The organism is Pseudohalocynthiibacter aestuariivivens (assembly GCF_018457175.1).
Classification (GTDB): Bacteria; Pseudomonadota; Alphaproteobacteria; order Rhodobacterales; family Rhodobacteraceae; genus Pseudohalocynthiibacter; species Pseudohalocynthiibacter aestuariivivens.
Genome location: NZ_JAGFNU010000031.1, coordinates 1 through 7,265, shown reverse-complemented (window position 1 = coordinate 7,265; position 7,265 = coordinate 1). Strand labels below are relative to the sequence as shown.

The window sequence follows — 7,265 nt, the reverse complement described above, 5'->3', positions numbered from 1 at the left end:
CATCAATGTTTGGCTCAGGCAATACAACCGGATAAGACCACATCACGCATTGAACATGCGCCCGCCAGTGCTTGAAACCTTATTAGAGAAAACGAAAATTACTGGTACTGAAATTGGGGGCTAGACATCTGGATCGCACAATCCCAATGGGTGTTGAGCACTATTTCGTTGATGGGGATCGCGGTATTTTCAGATGGGTATATCCTCGACGTGAACGTTTGACGGGCCACGTGCCAGCAATAGTAATGTCCTTGATCCATCACAACTACGTACAGGGCGACTTCTCAGACTTTTATGTTCAAATGGTCGACCTCAGCTGTGAACCAATCGTTGGGCCACTGGGTGGTGTGTCACCGGGTAAATCTCGGAACCCGTACATTTTGGAACTGAAACCTGATGATCTATTGTCGAGAGAAGAACTTACCGAACAAGCAGATCATGTTTATGGTCTACTGCTCGATATCGCTGAAGAGGGTTAGGTGGGGGTATTCTCAAACCCACGCTGCTGCAACTTTCTTTGTCACACACTGAAAAAAATTTTGGCGAGCTACAATCGTCTGAAATGGCGCCCGATCGTTCGATACTCGATCTCACAAAAACACCGATGTTAGCGAATTCAGGCTAAGCTTGGATAAACCTCAATCTTCCAAAAAGTTAACCTGCGAATATCCAGCACTTAGTTTAACTCGCGTTTTCACAGCAGCCACAAGATTACAACGCAACAGAATTACCTCCCCTTTTTTTCTGCTATCGTGTCTCTGCATTGGCATTGCAGCAACATTTTGCGTAGATTGGTTTTCAAAACACAACAAAGACAATCTGTATTCTATGAACATTAGAAGATGCACAAATGACAGTTTGGCGGCAACAATCTCTGCGGTGGGCACCGAGGATTTCTTTACAAGGGTGACTGAGTATCTACAATCAATTGTCGGCTTTATAGGCATTTTCGTCACTGAGTTGGAAGGTAAAAAGCAGCCCACTCACATATACGATAACGTTCGGAGCGAGCGGCGGCTTGATGTCGTTGATACCTATATTGAACGGAACTATCTGCTTGATCCCTTTTTTAATTCAAACCTAAAGTCGCCGGGAACCAAAGTTCACAGACTTGTGGAGATTTCACCTGACCGGTTTCAAAGTTCAACGTATTATGAAAGATACTATAAAGGTTTGAAATTAAAAGATGAAATAGGATTGTTCGTGCAGATTTCAGAAAAAAATACACTTTTCTATTCATTGGGTCGGCATACGCATGAAAAACGTTTCTCGAAAGCAGAAACCAAGAAATTTCGCGAAATCCTCCCCGTGATTGAGGCGCTCAGTCGTCGACACTTCGATGGATTCCGGCATGGCGGCTCATCTCAAACTGTGGGGCGCGATGTCGATGAAGCTATGCTGAACTTCGGCGAGAAATGGCTAACGCCAAGAGAAAGCGAGATCGCTGGGCTCATACTAAAAGGCCATTCTTCACATTCGATAGCCGCCCAGACAGGTACAACAATTGGAACAACCAAAATCCACCGCAAAAACCTTTATCGTAAGTTGAATATTTCGTCACAAGCGGAGCTTTTCCACGCTTTTTTTGAAAGCGTTTTTGAGTAACTTGGCACCTATCCCTTCGGGGGTATTTACCAAACTTTGATTACTCTCCTAGCATGAACACAGCAAGAGTCTGGCAAAGACCAGGCTCGCTAAGGAGAGTTAGGCTTGCCAGTAACCCAAAACATGAACCAGTTGAAACCCACGGTTTTGGCGAAGAACGACGCGGACGAAGTCCCCGCAATTTCAGTTCAGGGGTTAGTTAAGACATTCGGTCACAGCAGCAATCAGATCACGGCGCTGGATGATGTTTCAATTGATATCCAGCAAAACGAGTTCTTCACACTACTTGGCCCATCTGGTTGTGGAAAGACAACGTTGCTGCGCCTGATCGCCGGATTTGAATTGCCGGATTCAGGCACGGTTTTGCTGCATGGTGAGGGGATAGAGCATCTTCCTCCACACATGCGCCCGGTCAACACAGTGTTTCAAAGTTACGCCCTGTTTCCCCATATATCGGTCGCGGACAACATCGGCTTTGGGCTGCGAATGCTTGGTTGGGACAAAGCCAAGATTACAAATGCAGTAGAAAAGATGCTTGATATGGTCCGCCTGTCTGATCTGGCAAACCGACAACCGGATCAATTGTCAGGTGGCCAGCAACAGAGGGTTGCACTAGCACGCGCGCTCGCGCCAGCACCAAGGGTGTTGCTATTGGATGAACCGCTGGCAGCGCTTGATCTGAAGCTGCGCAAGGAAATGCAGATAGAACTGAAACGCCTTCAGGACCAGACCGGGATCACGTTTGTTTTTGTCACGCATGACCAAGAAGAAGCGCTGACCATGTCTGATCGTATCGCTGTAATGAGCGCGGGGCGTGTTTTACAAGTCGGACAACCCAAAGAAATTTACAACGCGCCCGAGCATCGTTTCGTTGCTGACTTCATTGGTGACATCAATGTATTGCCTGGACAAGTGAAGCACAGACAGAATGGAAAGCTTGTGGTCATGATCGCAGGTGGTTCAGAAGTTCATTTACCCGACGATGGAATACAGTCAGACAGCCTGTTCGTAGCGGTACGTCCAGAAAAAGCAACTCTTGCCAAATCAGGCACCGGCGCCCTTTCTGGTGTCGTCAACAACATCGTTTTTTTTGGGTCAGGGACAAACATTCATGTGTCGCTCTCTGACGGGGTGGATTTTGTTGTTCAAACACAGGGCAGCGAAACCGGGCTTTCACTGGGAGATGCAGTATCAGTTAATTTTGCCGACTCGGCCGCAAAAGTATTGAGGAACTGATGGCCAGTACTGACCAAGATATCAGCCTCAGTGCATCCGAAACATTGGCGCACGCACGCCGCGTAGATGCGCAGCGGAAAACAAGGGCGCGATGGATACTGTTATCGCCTGCGTTAATTTTGATCGGCCTCTTTGGCTTGATGCCATTGTCAATAACACTCGTGTATTCATTCCTGAAACCGGGGTCATTCGGTGGTGTTGAATGGGTTTTCTCACTGGACGCTTACATCCAGTTCATCGCCCAACGCGATATTTTTGACGATACTTTATCAGTCAACTGGTCCTATCTGTCGATCTTCAGCCGTTCCATCGGCTTGTCTCTGGGGGCTACGATAGGTGCATTGATACTGGGTTTTCCAACCGCCTATTTCATAGCCTCAAAACCAGCAGATCAACGAAACTTCTGGTTATTTCTGATCACCTTGCCCTTCTGGACAAACCTTCTGATACGCACCTACGCCATGTTGCTGATCATTCGCGATCAGGGTGTAATAAACACAGGTCTAATGTCGCTCGGTATCACCGAAGCACCTATTGAAATTCTCTATACAGACACCGCAGTCTTTATCGGACTGATCTATAGCTATCTGCCATTCATGGTACTCCCGCTTTATGCAAGTCTTGAAAAGTTGGATCTTCGCCTGATCGAAGCTGCTTACGATTTATATGCCAGCCGTTTTCGCGTTTTAACTAACGTGATCCTGCCACTGGCAAAACCGGGAATTGTTGCAGGCTGTATTCTTGTCTTCATTCCAGGCCTTGGTGCGTATATCACGCCCGAACTTTTGGGTGGCGGTAAAAAGCTGATGATCGGAAATCTGATCGCGATTCAGTTTGGGTCATCGCGCAACTGGCCATTTGGCTCTGCCGCAGCGCTTATCCTTATGGCTGTGGTGATGGTCGCATTGCTGCTGTACGTGCGCCACTCTGCGAAGGAGGGCCACAGCCATGGCTAAACGCTATGACCTTCGCCGACAGCCCGGCTTTTCGCAGATCGCCTGGTTTTGCATTTTCATGCTTTATGCCCCGATCCTTATGCTGGTCTTATTTTCGTTCAACGACAACCGCTCAGTCGTGAAGTGGACCGAGTTCAGCTTTCGGTGGTACACAGAAGCATTCGCAAATGACGGTATACGTGCTGCAGCGGTTACCTCACTAAAACTGGCACTTGTCGCATCCGTTTTCGGCACAATTTTCGCCACAATGGCCGCGCTTGCCACAACGAGAACCCGACCCTATCGCGGTATGAATCTGGCGTATGCGATTATCAATCAGCCGCTGATGATCCCTGAAATTGTAACCGCCATTGCATCGCTATCGTTGTTTGCGCTGATAAAGCAGATCACTGGGGTGACCGGTATCGGGTATCTGATGCTGGCGCATACCGTGTTCTGCGTTCCCTTTGCCTACATGCCGATCCGCGCGCGGCTCGAGGATATGACACTGACTCTGGAACAGGCGGCGGCCGATCTCTATGCCTCGCCGATCAGGGTTTTTTGGGAAGTGACCTTCCCCCTTTTGATACCGGGGGTCGTTTCGGGTGCGATGTTGGCCTTTGTCGTGTCGCTGGATGATGTGATCATCACCTTAATGGTCGCCGGCCCCGGTGAAACGACACTTCCAATTTTTATTCTAGGCGCGATCCGGCGCGGCATCACACCGGAAATCAACGCAGTTTCCACAATCCTTTTGGCGGTCTCAATCTTGCTCGTCGCAGTCTTCTTTCTCTTCCAGAGAAAGACAAAGAAATAACGACCATAAAAACTTAACAACGGGAGAGTAAAATGAAACATAAACTACTAGGCTTTAGCGCCGCATGTGGTGTCGCACTTTGCAGCAGCGGTGCCGTTGCAGAAGGCGAATTGCATATCTACAACTGGGGCAACTACACCAGCCCCGAACTCATAGAAAAGTTTGAACAAGAGTTCGACATTGCGGTCACACTAGACGGATATGACTCGAATGAAACCATGCTGGCCAAAGTCCAGCAGGGCAATACGGGTTACGATATTGTTGTCCCTGGTGATTACATGATTGCGATCATGATTGAGCAGGGCCTGCTTGAAGACATCGACGCGAACACAATGGAAAACTTTGGGAACGTGGATCCAAAATGGGTTGATGTTTACTGGGATCCGGGCCGGGAGTACTCCGTCCCCTACCAATGGGGCACCACCTCGTTTGTTGTCGACAGCGAGGTTTACAGCGGCGACATCAACACATTGGGCTTGATCTTTGACCCACCCGCAGAACTGCAAGGCCGCATCAATATGTTGAATGACATGAATGACGTGATCAACGCTGGACTACGTTATCTGGGTTATCCACGCTGCAACTCAAACGAAGATGAATTGAGGGAACTGACGGCGCTTCTTCTCGAAGCGAAGACCCACTGGCGCACAATGGATTACTCGACCATCGAAAAACTGACATCGGGCGACGTGGACCTTTCACAAAACTGGAACGGCGCGTCCATGCGCGCGCGCGCGCAGCGGCCAACCCTGGTCTACGCATATCCGAAAGAAGGCTTCACAGGCTGGATGGATAATGTTGCGGTTCTGAAGGACGCACCGAACCTCGAGAACGCTAAGCTTTTCGTGAACTATATCATGGATCCGGAAAACGCAGCACTGATCTCAAATTTCGCGCGCTATGCCAACGGCATTATGGGATCGGAACCGTTCATGGACCCGGAAATGACCGAAGCCCCTGAGATTGTTATGCCGGCAGATGCACCAGCTCCAGATTTCGTACCACCCTGTGATCAGAGTGTTGTTGATTTCTACAATGTGATCTGGACGCGCCTGAAGCAGTAAGATGTTGCCACAAGGAGGTGCCTTAAGGCGCCTCCTTTCCTTCTAGCTATTCCATTGTAACGGACAGTCGGTATGAATAACGGAAACATCATCCGTCCCAAAACCGCCCGCGAACTCGGCATCATGCAAGGGTTTCCACCACCTCCGGAGAAACGCCCTTCGCTTGAAAACTGGGATCTTGCGCCGTTCAATCGCTGGACGTTTCTAAACATCCGCAGCCTGTTTCCAACAGTCGAAGTTCGACGCGGACTTCAGGAGGCTTCGGAATTTGAAAAATCTCTCATCGACCTATCCAATATGAAATTCACCAATTTTGCGGGGAATGAAAAAGGTTTCGATAGCTTTCTCGAAGAGACCTACACAGATGGAATGCTTGTCTACGCCAAGGGAAAGCTGATATTTGAGCATTACGCCAACGACATGCACCCTGAAACGCCCCACCTGTCTCAATCAGTCGCCAAAACAATCGTAGGTGCCGTTGCAGGAATACTGTTGGAAAACGGGACACTTGAGCGTCATGCGTTACTGAAAACATATGTCCCCGAACTCGCGGTCTGCGGTTACGGTGACGCAACGCTAGACCATGTGCTTTCTATGCAGGCAGGCGTTCAGTTCACCGAAGACTATGGTTTGCCTCATTCAGATATGACTCGTGTTGACGTTGCCTGTGGCTGGAGACCGGCCTTAGCCGGCAGCAAATATGAATCCATCCGCGACATCATCCTGACCCTTCCCAAAGTCAGGGAACACGGCGAAGTTTTTGATTATCGCTCTATCGAAACAGACGTTATCGCATGGGTACTGGAACGTGTAAGTGGTGAAAGCTTACCGAACTTGGTTAGTCGGTTGATCTGGCAGTCTATGGGGGCGGAGCGAGATGGGTTTTTCACCGTCGACCGACACGGCACTGCGCTGGCAGACGGTGGGTTCAACGCCACTTTACGAGATTATGCTCGTTTTGGCCGTTTAATCCTTGATTCCGGAAAGACAGGAGCACCCGACATTGTTCCGCTATCGTGGGTTAAAGATTGCCAGAAGGGCGACGCCGAGAAATTCCACGCTCCTTATATCAATGTAACCCCGAATGGTGCGTACAAGAACAAATGGTGGATACGAGATGTTGATCGTGGCGACATCGCTGCACGAGGAGTGTTCGGTCAGATGATCTATGTGGATCGGGAAAATGACTACTTGGTCGTCAAGCTTTCCAGCTGGCCTGACTACGTGATCCCCGAATATACTATCGATACTTTTCTGGCAATCGACGCAATCAGGAACTTAATAAATTCACCGGTCTAGGCTCCACCAAATTCCGAGTACATGTTACATAACATTCTCAATGGGTTGCACGGTACTCCAATACCTTTGAAGTATCCGGTCACTCTTTTACAAGAGGTCCCGGGTCACCTCTCGGTCACTCGGATTGGGTGACAAAACGGGGTGAAAACGCACTCAGAGAGATGGACACGGTCTGCTTCTGGTGGCGGTTTCAACGGGTGGTCGCAACACTTTAGTCTTTTTGGAAAGATGGAGTGTTAGAGATGAAATATCGGACGCGGACGTTTTACACGGACAAACAGAAATCTGAGATGTGGGATCGGTGGCAGC

The 7,265-nt window shown here is 49.1% G+C and carries 7 protein-coding genes; all 7 read left to right on the top strand.

Features of this window, described 5'->3' with window-relative positions; all coding sequences use genetic code 11:
• The first annotated feature begins 245 nt into the window (after window positions 1-245).
• Window positions 246-479, top strand: a complete 234-nt coding sequence (locus tag J4E70_RS19055) for a hypothetical protein (RefSeq protein ID WP_213891510.1) — start codon at window positions 246-248, stop codon at window positions 477-479.
• A 349-nt stretch (window positions 480-828) separates the two neighbouring features.
• The gene (locus J4E70_RS19050) at window positions 829-1,605 is read left to right on the top strand and encodes a helix-turn-helix domain-containing protein (RefSeq protein ID WP_213891508.1); all 777 of its coding nucleotides are present in this window, start codon (window positions 829-831) and stop codon (window positions 1,603-1,605) included.
• A 123-nt stretch (window positions 1,606-1,728) separates the two neighbouring features.
• Window positions 1,729-2,841 carry an ABC transporter ATP-binding protein gene (locus tag J4E70_RS19045; protein WP_213891512.1) on the top strand — a complete coding sequence of 371 codons (1,113 nt, stop codon included), beginning with the start codon at window positions 1,729-1,731 and terminating at the stop codon, window positions 2,839-2,841.
• Complete coding sequence (locus tag J4E70_RS19040) at window positions 2,841-3,797, top strand: ABC transporter permease (RefSeq protein ID WP_213891506.1); 957 nt, start codon at window positions 2,841-2,843, stop codon at window positions 3,795-3,797. The genes J4E70_RS19045 and J4E70_RS19040 overlap by 1 nt, the downstream gene beginning before the upstream one ends.
• Window positions 3,790-4,593 carry an ABC transporter permease gene (locus tag J4E70_RS19035; protein WP_213891504.1) on the top strand — a complete coding sequence of 268 codons (804 nt, stop codon included), beginning with the start codon at window positions 3,790-3,792 and terminating at the stop codon, window positions 4,591-4,593. Before J4E70_RS19040 ends, J4E70_RS19035 begins: the two co-directional genes overlap by 8 nt.
• Before the next feature lie 32 nt (window positions 4,594-4,625).
• The gene (locus J4E70_RS19030; RefSeq protein ID WP_213891503.1) at window positions 4,626-5,657 is read left to right on the top strand and encodes an ABC transporter substrate-binding protein; all 1,032 of its coding nucleotides are present in this window, start codon (window positions 4,626-4,628) and stop codon (window positions 5,655-5,657) included.
• Between the two features lie 72 nt (window positions 5,658-5,729).
• On the top strand, window positions 5,730-6,956 hold the full coding sequence (locus tag J4E70_RS19025) for a serine hydrolase domain-containing protein (RefSeq protein WP_213891501.1): 1,227 nt from the start codon (window positions 5,730-5,732) through the stop codon (window positions 6,954-6,956).
• The last annotated feature ends 309 nt before the right edge of the window (window positions 6,957-7,265 follow it).